Source organism: Lentzea flava (genome assembly GCF_014648475.1).
In the GTDB taxonomy this organism is placed as follows: Bacteria; Actinomycetota; Actinomycetes; order Mycobacteriales; family Pseudonocardiaceae; genus Lentzea; species Lentzea flava.
Genome location: NZ_BMRE01000100.1, coordinates 1 through 13,823, shown reverse-complemented (window position 1 = coordinate 13,823; position 13,823 = coordinate 1). Strand labels below are relative to the sequence as shown.

Genomic DNA, 13,823 nt, shown 5'->3' with positions numbered 1-13,823 from the left:
CTGCCGAGGTGGTCATCGATCTTGACGTAGAGTGCGGTGAGAAGGGGGTGTTCAGGTCTCTCGTCACAAACGGATCTTGAACACCCTTCGTCCGTCTTCAGACACAGCTCAGACTTAGGACTTACTCGTCTAGTTCTGCTCACCGCGCTGCTGGTCTCGCCAGGGTCGAGCTGCTGGCCACGGCCGGCGAGGTTCCGCAGGCGCGGCTGGAGCCGTTGAGCCTGCTGGAGCCGTTGAGCCTGCTGGAGACGCTGCCGCCGGACGTCGTCGCCCGAGCCCGAGACTGGGAACGCCACGTCCTGGAGGTCGAGACGGGACTGACGCCTGGCGCGACCGCTCCGCGGTCTGGGTTCGACCCGGTCGCCACGACCGTTGAGCAGCGCGATCAGGCCAAGGCCGCCGAGCTGACTGCGGGGGCCAGCCGACCGGCGCCCGCACGGTCAAGCGAATGCGGGGCCGCTACCGCAGCTCCGGGCTCTGGGGCCTGGTCGATGAGAGTCACCCTCGGCGGGCCCCGCACGGCCGGGTCGACGAACGTGCGATCGCGGCCGCCCGCGCGGCGATCGCCGTCGAAGTGCCGCGCTCGACCGGGACGAAGTCGCGGCTGCGCCGCGTCGTCGAGCAGTCCCTCGCGGCCGAGCACCGGAGAAGGCACGGTCCCGCTGCCCTCGCGGCGGACCTTCGAGCGGCTCGTCGATGGCCTGCTGGCCGGGTTGCACACCTTCGGCCCGGCGACCTCGCGCCGCACCCACGCCAACCGGCCCGATGGTCCGTTCACGCCGACCGTCGCGACGCGGCCGGGCGAACTGGTCCAGATCGACACCACCCCGCTGGACGTGATGGCGGTCCTCGATGACGGGGTTTTCGGCCGGGTCGAACTCACCATCGCCCTCGACATCGCCACCCGGACCATCACCGCCGCGATCCTGCGCCCGCACGGCACGAAGGCCGTTGAGGCGGCGCCGCTGCTCGCGCGGACTCTGGTTCCGGAGCCGATGCGGCCCGGCTGGCCCGACGCGTTGTCGATGGCCCGCTCGCGGATTCCGCACGCCCGGCTGCTCACCTTGGACGCGCGGCTGCAACAGGCCGCAGCGAAGCCGGTGATCGCGCCTGAGACGGTGATCGTCGATCGCGGGAAGGCGTTCATCTCCGAGACGTTCCTGCGCGCTTGCGAGCGGCTGGAGATCTCGGTCCAGCCCGCCCATCCGCGCAGCCCGACCGAGAAGGCGATGGTCGAGCGGACCTTCGGGTCGATCAACACGCTGTTCTGCCAGCACGTCGCTGGTTACACCGGCTCCTCGGTCGCTCACCGCGGCGCCGACCAGCGCACGGTCTGGACGCTGTCACAGCTGGAGGAGTTGTTCGGCGAATGGGTCCTGGCCGGCTGGCAGACCCGCCTGCACCACGGGCTTCGGGACCGCATGTGCCGACGAAACCGTTGTCTCAACGATATGTATTACGCGTTGATCACCGCCGCCGGTTACGTCCCGATCGTGCTCGTGGGCGAGGACTACCTCGAGCTGCTGCCGGTCGAATGGCGGCGGATCAACCACGACGGAGTCCAGCTCGACTACCGCACCTACGATAGCCCGGCGTTGGCGCCGTTGCGTCGGCAGAATTCCGGGATCGCTGCGATGCAGCGATTCGTCGTGCTCACAGGGTAATACCGACGCGGCCGCCGACCACAGGCACAGTGATGCTCGTCCTGGTCAGATCGAAGTCGATCGGGCCGGCGTCCGGGTCAGGCGTGGTGTCCGCACCGTAGTTGTCCCCGAGCAGAATCAGCCCCACCCGCTGTCCAGCGGGAACAGTGCGGTCAAGCGCGCTCATCTCCCAGGTGACAGTGACCGTCTCCCCAGGCAGGAGAGGTTCCGGTCGGTAGAGAGACCTCCGGTTCTTGAGGTCGATGAACCCCTGGGAAAGAACTTTCATGCCCTTGACCCCGTCACGGTAGGTGACGAGGTAGGCCGTGAGCGGAGTGCTCTTGGTGCTCGGCCGCACGGTGGCGGTCATGACCGGCGTCCCGGCGAAGCGCGTGTCCGCCGCAGCGGGCGGGGTGACCGCGAAGATCCGATACGGAGGGCCGGGCGCAGGCTGGGTCTTGAGCAGTGGGCCCACCTCGGCGTCAGGAACGAGGTGGAAGTCCGCTGACGCGGACGGCTCGATGGTGAGCGGAGCGGAACCTCCGGCCGCTGAGTCCCCGGCATAGAGCCGCACCGGCTCGGCGTCCAACTGCGGCCACGTGGACGTGATCTGGGCGGGAAACTCGGGTTCGGCGTTGGTCTCACTCTGAGTGTCCACTGCAGGTTCGCGGTCGATGCCATTGTCGAGCCCGAGCAACCAGCGGTCCATCCACCGGTGCAGGGTCCGCTTCCAGTCCTCGTAGCGCCAGATGTCGGGCCTCATGCTGTGGTCTCCGCTGAGGATCCAGAGCTTCCTGGGGACCCCCTTGGTGCCCAGCGCGTTCCAGAGACCTGAGAACTGGACCGAGTCGACGTTGGCGTCGTCGCGAGCCCAGGTGGTGAGCACGGGTGTGGTGAACCGGCTCATGTCCCGGACGTAGTCGCGCGCGTCCCAGAAAGCGTTGCGGTCCCCGGTGTCGGCGTCCTCACCGGCGACGAGGGAACCGATCTGATCAGCACACTCCTCTCTGGCCACAGGACCGGCGACCGCGCGACCGAGGGTGGAGGTGCGGTGCGGACTGACAGCGAGGCCGTTGGAACGCGACCAGGCGTACCAGTCGGTCACCGGTGCGGTAGGGACGACTGCCTTGAGGCCCGGCACACCAGCGGAGGCCGCACCGACCTGGAGGGCACCGTCGTAGGAGTGACCGAACATGCCGACAGAGCCTGTGCTCCACTCCGCGGTGGCAGGAGAACCATCGAGGTAGAAAGCTTTGCCGGAGCCGGTGAACCAGGCGACGACCGCGGCGACCGCAGCGATGTCGTGCGGACCGCCCACATCGGTGCAACCGGTGGACCGGCCCGTCCCTTGGACCTGCATCTGCGCCACCGCGTACCCACGCGGCACGAACTGATCGGTCTCGGGAAGCCCCTGAACCCTCAACGCGAACCCAGGCCCCGCACCGATGGCCGGAGGACGGACGGCGCCCTCTGGATCATCGAGGTCTTCGGAGCCTTCGTTGTAAGGGCTGGCGGTGAGCAGGACGGGCGACTTGAGCCCCTCCCTGCCCTCCCTGGGACGCATGATGTCCACGTAGACGTGGTCGACGACACCGTCGCCGTCGGTGTCCTGTCCCGTTTCGACCGACACGGACTCGACGATCGCGTCGGCGTAGGAAAAGACCGGCTGGGTTTCATTGTTGACAATAGACAAAGCGGGCGGATCCTCCACCCCCGCAGTGGACTGTCCCTGCAACACCAGCACAAGTGCCCCGGCGAGCGACATCACCCTCATACACCAGCCGTGTGACTGAAGGACTCGGACTGACGAAACCATTCGAGCACTCTCCCCACGTGCATCCGAACTCACGTGACCCGAGTCCATCTTGGACACCACGAACCATTCGATCACCGGCCACGGCGCCATCGTACGCTCCACCCCGGGGACGTTGTCCGACAACAGGTCTGTGAGTTCACCCGAAGGGCGTCCCGCGCGGCATCAATCCGAACTATCCGTCACCGCGATCGGTGAGGGCCGCTCCGGACCTGCCGCGTTGCCGCGACTCGCCTCGCACCACAGATGCAGCCCGCCGCACCGCAGAGCTGCGACACCGGCTCGCCGAGTGCCATCATCACGCCGCACCAGTGTCCGAAGAGGATCGAACCCGCTACGCCTCGGCACTTCCGCCTGCTCGAAAGTCAGCCGCCCGCAGGGGGCTCGCACCCTGTCATGGTTTCGCAGGCTGTTTCTGCGGGAGCTACAGGCCCTCATGGTGAGGGTGGGCGGACCAGCGGTCCAGCCCCGTTAGTGGCACCGCCGGCGGTCGCACGGCACGTCGCTGGTGTGGCCGCGGACCTGACGCCAAGACCTGCCGCAGTCCTGGGTGACACGTCGGCTCCGAGTGCCCGGAACCTGGCCACTACGCGGCCCGACGGACGTTCGCTGTCGTTCACCTGTACGCGCGAGGCTTGAGAACTCGACCCACAACTGGGTCGCATTGCCCGAGTAGCGTGCCGCTGCTCAGTTGTGGCGTGAGTGGCCAGGAAGCTGTTGCTCGACAGGTCCTCCTCTCTGCCGAACAAGGACTGGCACTGTGGCCTCACCAATGAAGCGGCCAGTCGGGTTGTCGGCGCTGGATCGCGAAGAATTGATCGCTGCATTCCAAGTCTACTGTGGACGTTGTAGGTTTCCAGCCGCTCCAGCAGTTCTCCGGCCCAATAGGTGGCATCGCCACAGACCTCCTCCCATCACCTTCGGCTTCGGCAGGACAGGATGTCGGCCGGCAGCAGTTCGGCGCTTCGGCGTCACCGCTATTACTCGCGGTGCGACTCGATGCCGGTGACGATCTCGATGTCCGGGATCGAGCGCGATATGGCCCTTCTGGCCGCCGAATCTGCGGGCGCAGATACTTGCGATTCGAGTAGCGGGCGCGGTGAGCCGGCACCCCGCCATCGATGCCTGTACCGCCACATCTCCACGAACTGGCGTGGACGCCCACTGGCCAGCCATGAAGGTTCATATTCGAGGGGTGCGCTCCCGCGCATGAACGATTTTTCCAGTGCAGGAACCAGAAGAGTGGACATCCATACCGAACCGACGACATTTCCTGTCCCTGGCGGTGTTAGGTGTGGCCGGTGTCGCCTTCGCGGTGCCCGTCGTGGTGGCCGCTCGCGGCAAGGCTTTGGGCATCGAGCATTTCGACGACATCTACCAGGGGCGGCGGATCCAAGGGCTCGTCGCCGCCGGACATGAACGGCACCTGCCACCGGTGGACCACTACCGTCCGGTGAGGTCGTTGACGGAGGTTGCCCATGATGCGGCGGACCTGCTCAGGGCGCCGAGCTCAGCACCGGCCATCACGGGACGTGGAGCCGGTGACGAAGAACGTCCGCAAGAACCACACCTCCTTCACCGATCGTGAGCGCGAGCGCTTCCTCGACGCGGTGTTCGAGCTGCAGATTACCCCGTCGGCGGCCCCACCCGAAGAACGTCGGTGCACCGTGTACGGCGACTTCGTGGCCACTCACATCGACTCCACATGGAGTGGACCGGCGCGTGGCACGTCCAACTTCCTGCCGTGGCATCGGCGGTTACTGGTGGAGTTCGAGATTGCGCTGAACCAGACCTCCGCCGCACGGAGCGGACCGCGAGTCTGGCTGCCTTACTGGGACTGGACCGTCGACCGCGAGCCGGACCGCACCCCGTGGACCGACGAGTGGCTGGGCGACGACGGAACCGGGATGCTGGGCCAGGTCCAGCGAGGCCGGTTCGGTGTGCCGGACAATGACCTCGAGCACTTCCTGTCACGAGAGACCATGGCGCGCGTGCGTGCTGCCGGTTGTATTAGAGGGTTGGCTCCGGAGGAGAAGGCGGCAGTCCGGCAGGAACTCGATCACCGGCTGGCCGAGCTGCCCGAGGAACTGCGGAACCGGTGGTTCGTGATCCGCGTCGTGGACAACCGGCCGTTCCTTAACCGCCTCTTCGATTTGCCACTGGCGCCATACTTGCCCTTTTGGGAACGCGAGACCGAGGAGCAGAAACGACGGCGGCGTAAGCCGGAAGGCGAGTCGTTCCGCGACCGCGGGTTGGGTGTGCTTGACGCGAGGACGAGACCGCCTACGACAAGTTCCGGTCTCGGCTCGAATTGGACCAGCACGGCACCGTGTACGCGGAGCTGGGCAGCCACATGGCCGGCGCCGGTTCGCCCAACGACCCGGTGTTCTGGCCGCACCACTGCTTCGTGGACAAGATCTGGGCTGACTGGCAGATCAAGCAGGCCACACAGTACCCGGCTGCCGCCCCGTACCTCCCGGTGCAGGGCACTGAAACGGGCCCTGGTTACCACCAGCGGTTCGCTCCTTGGAACACGATGTCAGCGGCCAACCTGATCGACACCTCCCGGATCCGGCATCCAGAGCACGGGCAGGTCGGTTACGTGTACCGCTGAGCCGCCCAGCGCCATGACGCACCACACGGAAAGTCCGTTGCGACAGTCTGTGCTCTGTCCGGCAAATCGGCGAAACCGCTGTGGGGCAATGCACCTAGCAGCGCGTCGACGGTCTGCTGGATTCACGGCGTTGCGTCGGTCGTCACGGATCGGCGAAGGCGGGACGCAACAAGTCGCGGTGTCGTGCGCCGAGGTGGATCGCCCGGTGTGATCACCCCGGGAACAGGGCGCCACCGGCGTCGGCGAGCACGAGTTGCCTTCGTTGCTGAAGTTTGTGCTGTCGACCTGGCCCCTTCGTATATCCGCGCGCCACGACAATCAGCCGGTTGCAGTGGAACAACAGCCGGTACTTGGTGACCGTTGCTACAACGGAGGACCCGGCATTGCCGACACGGGCCCCAACCCGCGGCCGCAGCATGGACGCCACCCTCGACGGCGGCTCCGCCAAGAGTCCGGCTCGGGCGGGCGTTCCGGCCTGCCGGCTCGGTGAGCGAACCGCTCATGTGCGGAAACCGAGGTGGTCGCGCGGGACGAAGGTCACCGCGGATGGAGTACGCCGTTCGTGGCACCCTGGGTCGCACCAGCTCGACCTGTGACTTCACGATCATCTCGATCCTCGTCCCCGCAACAAAAACCAGCGCTACTGCTGAAGTTGCCCGCGAACACCGGCGACACTCGTGGCGTTCCCGCCAACGGCCCGCACAACATCACCGACTTCCACACTTGATTCCATCTGGCGAGACAACAGAACATCTCTGAGCTTGATTACGTGCGAATCCATCTCAGCAGGCCACACTACTGCCCTTCTTGTCCCTGCAAGGTTCGGCGTCAAACAGGATCAGGGCATCGTCAGCCTGGGGTGAACCGCAGGAGACACAGCCAGGCATCATGGGCACCAGCCCAAGCGTTACCATCGGAGTCACGGCGCCACAGCAGTTCTCCCACGCCCGTACCAAATCCCTAACTCTTGGTCGTGATCCCTCTGCTCTCGCAGAGGGATCACGACCAAGGGCCGCACTCGAGCTGGATCGGATGTCTCTCTGCCAGCCCATCACTCACGGACGAGGCCGCAGCATGTGTGGTCCGAAACGGTGTGAGCAGGTCTCAGGATCATCGCGAGCGCGCAATCTCTTCACGGATCTCAGCCAGGAATGGGTAGAAGGCGTTGCCAGGACACTCGGTGGCGAGCCAGTCCCGGTGACCGGAAATGGTGTCCACCGACTTGGTGGAACCACTGATCGGGTTGATGTAGTTCGTTCGTCCCTTGGGGTCGAGGCCGCACACCTCAGTCAGAGCAGACAGCACGAGCACCAGCGACCTACGTGCCTGAGGCGTGGGCACAGTGGAGGTGAAGTCACCGAGAACACAGATCCCGACATTGCCCGCGTTGAACCCGCCAACATGGGCCCCGTTCGCCATCTGCGGCCGATCGTTGGCCGTGGGACCACCGAAGACAGGCGTCGGATCCACGCCCGAATACCGACCCTCGTAGACGTTGCCGCTCGAGTCAATCAGCAGATGATAACCAATGTCGCCGTAATCGAGGGTGATGGTGTGGTCGTAGTAGATCGCACGAATGTCGGCCATGACGTCCGCTGACGCCTTCATGGCGCTGTGGTGAACGGTGATCGTCTGCACCGGAAAATAGGCGAGGGGATAGCGCTCCTCGCCGTTCTCACGAAACCGGAGATTCTCGTCGGCTCCCCACGCCTTCCGCGAGTAGTAGTTGCAGTCGCGTTCGGCCGAGCCGATCAGGACACGCCCGCCTGGGGAGCTGAGCGTGCCGATCGCCCGCCCGTTCACAACGTTCATCTCCGAGACACGCGCAGATTCGGGAAGATCGAGCTGGTACTCGACAGTATCGCTGGGCATTGCGACGAGCGCCGCGGCGTCGTACTGCCCTTGCCTGTCTCCTCCAGCGCAGCCCGACAGAGGTTCCCATGGTCCCCAGCCTTTCGCGGTGCGCGTCCGGAGCCGGCCCGCGCTGCCGCTGACGCTGAGATGAGTCGGCACCGTGGACGTTACAGGCACCGAGCGCACACCGACCCCGAAGGTTCGAGTGTGGTTCAGAGTCTCGGGCAGCACACCCGGCGCTGCGACGGCTGCCGACTGCGAGAACAGCCCGGAACCCATTCCCGCTGCCACGGCCGTCAAACCCTTGATCGCCGCGCGACGCGACATCATTGACATCAAATAGCCTCTCTTCTACGTATTTTTGACTGACTGGAGAGCCGCGACGCAAGGAAGAACCTTCAAATCAGGCTAGGATCATCTGTTAAGTCCGCTTCACGACTCCACCTGATCTGCACAACAAGTGATCGCGGATTGCGCTTGACTTCAGGACGTCATCAGTCGGTCCCTAACAACACCCGACCGCAACCGCACTTGGTGCCGTCGCGACCTCGCCAGACTCATGGCGAGCCCGAAGTCGTCGATGTCCAGCCGGACAGCGAGAACATCCGAACAGCTGCCCATCTCTTGTCCGGTACCCGTGACAGTCCAAACCTGCCCGAAGCCAGGAGCCTCCTCGCTGCACAGCCCGGTTCAGCGCATAGTCGGCGGGCATGGTGGAGTATCATCGCGACGTTCAACGTACTGATCGCTTGTGCAATCGTCTTGCGCTCTCCGGCCAGCGGACGCTCTACCCTGAAGAAGGCACGACAGTATCCGCCTGCGAGCCGGTCGCGAAAGTCCTGCGACCGAGGCTGCCCAATATGTCACCCCAGCTTGCACGATTCTCCTTCGATGTAGTGGCCAATGTCACCGATCGACCGATAACACTGAGAGTCCAATGTGGACTTATACCGATCTCGAGTTACACCGTTCGTTTGACAGACCCGTACGCCGCGAAAGTGCTGTGGACACGCGCCATCATCGTGAACGCTCTCTCGCCCGATGCGACCGCGACCGACTTCGCCGGCGGTGCCATTCGCAACGACGACAAGTCCCAGGCCACAGTCACAGCGAATTGCGCGTCGGGCCGTGTCGGGAAACCGGAAGACATCGGCTGGAACCCGTGAGGTCACGCTGCACCGCGATGGTCCGGCGACCCTCCGGACCGCGATGCACGGCACCGGGACCGGCACCTGCACCGCGATGATCCAGCTGGCCGCACACACACTGGGCCTACCGATGAGCTCGGTGACCTTTCTCCTCGGCGGCAGCCGGTTACCGGCCGCGATGGCCTCGGTCGCACTGGGAACGGTGCAAAGGCTCGGCACCAGCATCGTCCGGACCTCGCCCCAGACCCGAGACTGGGCGATCGCCATCGCTGTCGCCCGGCCATGTCATCTGGCCAGTGCCGTCAGACAGGTCCCAGGCTGGTTCGGACTCCGTCGTCCCAGCCTCCCATCGGGTCCCTCGCGTTGTGCAAATACACCCGAGCAGCGGTCATCCGTCTGTTGCGGCCGGTCGCCTGGGCACCGCACGCGGTCCTCATTCCACTGGCTGGTCAACCGCCGTGCGGGTGTGAGGCTGCCTCGCGGCCATCCGCAGCGCCCCAGGGACGTCGTCTGCTGGTCGCCGATCTTGTGCCGCAAGGTCCGTGTGGCAGACGCCGCAGGCCGCCACGCCAACCGGCACGTCGAGTGGGTCTGTGCCGACGACGGGTATGTCGACGAGGTCCAGCACGCCGACCGCAGTCCTGTCGTTCTCAGCGCTCGGCACCATCGCACGGACAGTACGAGTCCAGGCGCCACATCCTGCCCTCCTGGCTCGATCTTCGTGCGATGTCGGCACCGCTCGTGCTCAACGGCCTCCCAGATGCCGCCGTGGGAAGTTGCCACGAGAACCCTAGGCACCTTGTTTGCACTCCGCGCCGTGAAACGGCAGGGAAGCGAACCGCCGGAGAGCCATGTCAAGTGCGGACGTTCGTCGAGACGGCCAACGTCCGCGCCAACGATGCATGCGAGGCGCTTGGCGGTTGCGATGGCGACCAGGTGCTGTGGCACGAGAACAAAGTCCGCCACGGCAACCGAGGACTGAGGTTCGGCGCGCTCCTGACTCGCTGGAGTGTCCGCATTCGACGTAGTCCGGCGCATGGCAGACCCGCCGCCAGCGTGTGCCGCTCTGCCGGAAGCCGCGACGTTCCATGCCAGTCACCCGAGCGAAACCGAACCGACCGGAAGTGACATCCCACGAGATTTCGCCCCGAAGAACGTACGTCACCGTTGGCTCACTTCTTCGACGCCTCTGTCTCACACTCCTTCGCGTGCTGCAAACCGAGCGTGATCGACTGCTGGTCGTTGTTGGGACCACCGAACGCAACGCCGACGCCCTCCTCACCCAGCCTCCGGGACACCTCGACGTAGCGGACGCCCTTACCCCGCAGGTATTGCACGACGCGGTTGGCGAAGTCGACGGACTCCGGGTTGATGGCGTCCCTCTCCACGGCGGCAACGGCCTCTTCGACCCACACGCCTTGTTCGCCTTGTCCAGCAGTTCATGGGGCTGCGGGGCGAGCTTTTTGTCCACGCCGTGCTCGCCAAGGCACCTCTTGTACGGCTCGAACAGCGCCTCGATGTCCTCCGGCGTCATGTCCAGACGCTCACGCGGCCGTTCCTCCTGGACGGCTGAGGTTGGTGCGGCACCGCGGCCCGGTGTGGACAGCGACGCCACCTCCTGGCGACTGACCTGCGGCTGTGCGGAGCACGCGCCCAGTGCCAGCGCGGCGCACGCGACCACGAGCTTCTTCATCGAGTTCGTTCTCCTTGTCATGGTGCGGAAAGCGCCTGCGTCGGGGTGAGCCGGGAGGCGCGGACAGAGGGGTAGAGGCCTGCGGCCACGCCGACGAACACCGCGGCCGCGGCGCCCCCGGTCAGTACCTCTGGAGGGATGGCAACGGGCCAGTCGTGCAGGATGGCATAGCCGACGACGCCGAGCACACCGAGCAGTGTTCCGGCCAGTCCGCCGATACCGGACAGCAGGACCGCTTCGGTGAGGAACTGGCCGCAGATGTGGCCGCGAGTCGCGCCGAGCGCACGGCGCAGCCCGATCTCTCGACGTCGCTCCAGCACGGAGATCACCATGGTGTTGGCAGCGCCCACGCCGCCGACCAGCAGCGCCACCGCAGCCAGGCCGAGGAACAGCGCCGTGTAGGAGTTCTGGGTGGCGCGTTTGGCCGCCAGCGCGGCCGACGGGCGGCTGACCTGCACCAGCCCTGGGATCTCCGGGTACAGCGTCGCCGGCAACACTAGGCGAACGTCCTCTATGGCGTCCTCGTGTGCCTTGATGTAGACGACGGTCGGATGGCCGTCGAAGCCGAGCTTGGTCCGCGCGGCCTCCCAGCCGACGAACACCGACCGTTCGAGATCGGGGGCCAGTGGCATGGGACCGAGTACGCCGATCACGGTGAACCAGTGCTCCCCCACGAACACCGCGGGCTGCTGACCGGCCGTCACCCGGTCGATGCCGAGCCGGCCCGCCGCGACGTGGCCCGACACGACCGCGGGGAACCGCTCGGTCGCAGGACTGAGGAACTGGCCACTTCGCACATGACCGTTGACGGCGTCAAGCAATCCAACGCTGCTGGCAAGGACGGTGATGTCGGAGCTGTGGCCGGGGTCGAGCCGATCCGAACGCCGCACGCGCGCATGGGTGTTGGCGACAGCCGCCGACGCGGTGACCGGGCCGATGCGCGCCGCCATCGCAGCGGCCGGCTCAGGCAGTCGGACCGGCTCCTCCTGGCGCGGAACGGGCTGCACTCGCAGCGTGTTGGTGGCCAGCGCGGTCAGTTCGTCCATCAGCGCCTGCTGGCTCGACGCCGGGATGCCGGTGACCACGACCATGGTCGTAATGCCGAGCGCGATGCCCAGGGCGGACGTCGCGCGGAGCCTGCGCGTGGTGAGACCCAGCGCGCCGAGCCGGATGAGGTCTCCGAGCGCCAGGCGGGCGGGTGTGGGCAGCGTCATGCCGGGTTCCCGGTGTCGTTGATGATCCGGCCGTCGCGCAGCTCGACGCGGCGCGGCAGCCACGCGGCGATCTCGCGATCATGCGTGATCACCGCGATGGTGGTGCCCTGCCGGTTGAGCTCGGTCAGCAGCTGCAGCACCGCACGGCCGTTGGCGGTGTCGAGCGCGCCGGTGGGTTCGTCGGCCAGCACCAGTGCCGGATTGTTCACCACGGCGCGGGCGATGGCGACGCGTTGGCGTTCGCCACCGGAGAGCTGGTGCGGCAGGTGGCCCGCGCGATGTCCGAGTCCCACGCGGTGAAGCGCCTCGACGGCGAGCGAGTGGCGGCGCTCGCGGCGCACCCCGGCGTAGAGCAGGCCGGTGGCGACGTTTTCGGCCGCTGTGAGGCCATCGGTGAGGTGGAACTGCTGGAACACGAACCCGAGCCTGGTCCCGCGCAACGCCGACAGCTGCTGGTCCGTCAGTGCCGAGACGTCGTGGCCGTCGACCTCCACGGTGCCCGACAACGGCAGGTCCAGCGTGCCGATCAAGTGCAGCAGTGTCGACTTGCCAGAGCCGGAGGGCCCGACGATCGCGAGCGACTCACGCTCAGCTATCCGCAACGAAACGGAGCCGAGCGCCGTGACGCCGCCCGGATAGCGCTTGCTGACTTGACGAAGCGCGAGCACCTGCTTCATCGTGCAGCCACCACCTGCATGCCGTCGACGATGTCCGCACCGGAGATCTCGACCTTGTTCTGCGAGTACAGGCCTGTCTGGACAGCCTTGAGCTCGCCACTGGGCAGCTGCAGGGCATACCCACCCGCCTTGAGTGCGACCAGCGCCTCGAGCGGCACAGTCAGCACCCCGGTGCGGCTCTCCGTGGTGATCTCGAGCTGCACCGGCGCCGTGTCGAGATCGGAGATGTCACCAGGCAGATCGGGAACAACCACGATCTCGACCTTGGGTTCTACCGTGCCGCCTTCCTGCGTCGGCTGCGCCGAAGAAACCGAGGTGATCTTGCCTGGCACCTTCTTCCCGTCCGTTCGCACGATCGTCACTGGCATGTCCGCCTTGGCCGCGCCGGCTTCTGCGCGCGGCACCTGGGCGACGACCAGCCGGTTCGTAGACGTGACCTCGGCAGTTCCTCGGCAGCGGCCACGCCCAACTGCGCCTTCACCGAAGAGACTCGAGCCGGTCCGTCCAGCACGAGCACCCGCCCAGGTTCGATCGTGCCGGTCGGCTCGACCCCGAGGGACCGCTGCCAGCGCTTCACCACGTCGATGAGCCGGGGCGTGTACTCGGCCTTGGTCGCATCCTTCGGCGGGACACCCACCTGGTAACCGAACGCGGCGAGGTTCTCGATCAGCACCGCGACGTTGGAACCCTTGGTCCCCGGCGTCTCGAGCATGCGGAACGGCGGGGTGGCACCGAACAACACGATCACCGGTTGATCGTCCACTCGAAAGAGTGGCTTACCACGCTCGGCGACCTCGCCCACGGCGGGCAGTTTCGTGACCACGCCCGCACCGGTTCCCTTCACCGGCCTCGGCGTGCCGAAGCTGATGTTCGCGGGCAATGAGCCATTTTCATCCTGGGCTGGATGTGTTGGCAGGCAAGGCTTCTTGCTGATCACAGGTTGATGAGCACCGGCGCGTCGACGCCTGGATGTGGCGAAGCCCCTGGTAGCAGAACTTTCGACCAAGATCGTTCAGCGGATGCCAGGAGCTTCACGTGTTGTTCTACCGTGCCGCGCTGCCGTTGTCACATCGGACTCTGACCTTCGTGTCCGGCCTGGTCCGCGCTTACCGCAAGCGGCTCGGATCGGTGTGGCGCAAGCTCAATCCAGGACAACAGGCACTGTTG

11 protein-coding genes and 3 pseudogenes are annotated in these 13,823 nt (G+C 66.1%); 7 read left to right on the top strand and 7 right to left on the bottom strand.

The features are described 5' to 3' along the window. Positions 1-215: 215 nt before the first annotated feature. The gene (locus IEZ09_RS44750) at positions 216-1,664 is read left to right on the top strand and encodes an integrase catalytic domain-containing protein (RefSeq protein WP_229813531.1); all 1,449 of its coding nucleotides are present in this window, start codon (positions 216-218) and stop codon (positions 1,662-1,664) included. Here IEZ09_RS44750 and IEZ09_RS44745 read toward each other — a convergent pair. Continuing rightward, positions 1,654-3,507: a CocE/NonD family hydrolase gene (locus tag IEZ09_RS44745; protein ID WP_229813532.1), complete on the bottom strand. Its 1,854-nt coding sequence runs from the start codon at positions 3,505-3,507 to the stop codon at positions 1,654-1,656. The genes IEZ09_RS44750 and IEZ09_RS44745 overlap by 11 nt on opposite strands. A 1,174-nt stretch (positions 3,508-4,681) precedes the next feature. On the opposite strand from IEZ09_RS44745, the gene IEZ09_RS44740 reads away from it, so the two are divergent. From IEZ09_RS44740 to IEZ09_RS44730, 3 genes and pseudogenes are all read left to right on the top strand, one after another. Next, on the top strand, positions 4,682-5,044 hold the full coding sequence (locus IEZ09_RS44740; protein WP_189259944.1) for a tyrosinase family oxidase copper chaperone: 363 nt from the start codon (positions 4,682-4,684) through the stop codon (positions 5,042-5,044). Continuing rightward, positions 4,935-5,354: pseudogene (locus IEZ09_RS48095) on the top strand (tyrosinase family protein); the annotation flags it as partial. The gene IEZ09_RS44740 and the pseudogene IEZ09_RS48095, both read left to right, overlap by 110 nt. Positions 5,355-5,749: 395 nt before the next feature. Then, positions 5,750-6,070 (top strand): annotated as a pseudogene (locus IEZ09_RS44730) (tyrosinase family protein); the annotation flags it as partial. Positions 6,071-7,180: 1,110 nt separating this feature from the next. Here IEZ09_RS44730 and IEZ09_RS44725 read toward each other — a convergent pair. Beyond that, positions 7,181-8,260, bottom strand: a complete 1,080-nt coding sequence (locus IEZ09_RS44725) for a peptidoglycan recognition protein family protein (protein ID WP_189259942.1) — start codon at positions 8,258-8,260, stop codon at positions 7,181-7,183. A 374-nt stretch (positions 8,261-8,634) separates the two neighbouring features. On the opposite strand from IEZ09_RS44725, the gene IEZ09_RS47215 reads away from it, so the two are divergent. Together IEZ09_RS47215 and IEZ09_RS48090 are read left to right on the top strand one after the other, a co-directional pair. Then, a complete protein-coding gene (locus IEZ09_RS47215; RefSeq protein WP_229813529.1) occupies positions 8,635-9,090 on the top strand; it encodes a Rossmann-fold NAD(P)-binding domain-containing protein in 456 nt (151 codons plus the stop codon). Beyond that, positions 8,993-10,054: a molybdopterin cofactor-binding domain-containing protein gene (locus tag IEZ09_RS48090; RefSeq protein WP_368856230.1), complete on the top strand. Its 1,062-nt coding sequence runs from the start codon at positions 8,993-8,995 to the stop codon at positions 10,052-10,054. The genes IEZ09_RS47215 and IEZ09_RS48090 overlap by 98 nt, the downstream gene beginning before the upstream one ends. Positions 10,055-10,244: 190 nt before the next feature. On the opposite strand, the gene IEZ09_RS44715 is transcribed toward IEZ09_RS48090, so the two are convergent. The 5 genes from IEZ09_RS44715 to IEZ09_RS44695 form a co-directional block, all read right to left on the bottom strand. Continuing rightward, positions 10,245-10,487 (bottom strand): hypothetical protein, encoded by a 243-nt coding sequence (locus IEZ09_RS44715; protein ID WP_189259940.1) that lies wholly within the window; start codon positions 10,485-10,487, stop codon positions 10,245-10,247. Between the two features lie 295 nt (positions 10,488-10,782). After that, the gene (locus IEZ09_RS44710; protein ID WP_189259939.1) at positions 10,783-11,979 is read right to left on the bottom strand and encodes an ABC transporter permease; all 1,197 of its coding nucleotides are present in this window, start codon (positions 11,977-11,979) and stop codon (positions 10,783-10,785) included. Then, the gene (locus tag IEZ09_RS44705) at positions 11,976-12,656 is read right to left on the bottom strand and encodes an ABC transporter ATP-binding protein (RefSeq protein ID WP_189259938.1); all 681 of its coding nucleotides are present in this window, start codon (positions 12,654-12,656) and stop codon (positions 11,976-11,978) included. Before IEZ09_RS44705 ends, IEZ09_RS44710 begins: the two co-directional genes overlap by 4 nt. After that, entirely contained in the window at positions 12,653-13,060 is a 408-nt protein-coding gene (locus tag IEZ09_RS44700; RefSeq protein WP_189259937.1) for an efflux RND transporter periplasmic adaptor subunit, read from the bottom strand. Before IEZ09_RS44700 ends, IEZ09_RS44705 begins: the two co-directional genes overlap by 4 nt. Next, the gene (locus IEZ09_RS44695; RefSeq protein WP_189259936.1) at positions 13,015-13,593 is read right to left on the bottom strand and encodes a hypothetical protein; all 579 of its coding nucleotides are present in this window, start codon (positions 13,591-13,593) and stop codon (positions 13,015-13,017) included. The genes IEZ09_RS44700 and IEZ09_RS44695 overlap by 46 nt, the downstream gene beginning before the upstream one ends. Positions 13,594-13,691: 98 nt before the next feature. On the opposite strand from IEZ09_RS44695, the pseudogene IEZ09_RS44690 reads away from it, so the two are divergent. Continuing rightward, positions 13,692-13,823 (top strand): annotated as a pseudogene (locus tag IEZ09_RS44690) (IS5/IS1182 family transposase); the annotation flags it as partial.

Coding starts and splice junctions, on each gene's coding strand:
- IEZ09_RS44705 (WP_189259938.1), bottom strand. CDS start 12,656: ATGAAGCAGGTGCTCGCGCTTCGTCAAGTCAGCAAGCGCTATCCGGGC.
- IEZ09_RS44745 (WP_229813532.1), bottom strand. CDS start 3,507: ATGGACTCGGGTCACGTGAGTTCGGATGCACGTGGGGAGAGTGCTCGA.
- IEZ09_RS47215 (WP_229813529.1), top strand. CDS start 8,635: ATGGTGGAGTATCATCGCGACGTTCAACGTACTGATCGCTTGTGCAAT.
- IEZ09_RS44710 (WP_189259939.1), bottom strand. CDS start 11,979: ATGACGCTGCCCACACCCGCCCGCCTGGCGCTCGGAGACCTCATCCGG.
- IEZ09_RS44725 (WP_189259942.1), bottom strand. CDS start 8,260: ATGTCAATGATGTCGCGTCGCGCGGCGATCAAGGGTTTGACGGCCGTG.